Genomic DNA, 457 nt, shown 5'->3' with positions numbered 1-457 from the left:
AGCCGCAGCCGCCTCGTCCGGCGGCGCGCCAATCCCACCCTGACCATCACCGTCGATCTTGCCGCCGCAGCGGCGAGCCCACGCCTGAACCGGTTGCTGGAACTGCTCGGCGCACTGGCCGCCTCAGCCGAGGGACGCCTGGCGCGCGGCGACGCCGATCACCCGCCGGCCGCTGCCGACCCGAGCGTCATCCGCATCCTCACCGGACCCCGCAGCGTCCAGCAGGGCGACCGGGTCGTCCCGCTGACCCGGATCGAGTACGACCTGCTGCTGTTCATGGCCGAGCGGCCCCGGCGGGTCTTCACCCGGATCCAGCTGCTCAACCAGGTCTGGGGTTACGACCACGCCTTGGCGCGCACCGTCGACGTGCACGTCCGCAGGCTGCGCGCCAAGCTCGGCGTCGACACGCCGTTGCTGACCACCGTCCACGGTGTCGGCTACCGCCTGGCCGACGAGG

The 457-nt window shown here is 72.6% G+C and carries 1 protein-coding gene; it reads left to right on the top strand.

The genetic code is table 11. The features are described 5' to 3' along the window. Window positions 1-457, top strand: a 457-nt coding sequence (locus tag JMF97_RS30725) for a winged helix-turn-helix domain-containing protein (protein ID WP_238360470.1), incomplete at both ends; no start/stop codon positions are given.

Origin of the sequence: Micromonospora fiedleri, assembly GCF_016774385.1 — a bacterium.
Classification (GTDB): Bacteria; Actinomycetota; Actinomycetes; order Mycobacteriales; family Micromonosporaceae; genus Micromonospora; species Micromonospora gifhornensis.
Note: the sequence above shows the minus strand (reverse complement) of the source record. Positions and strands in the feature narration are given on the sequence as shown.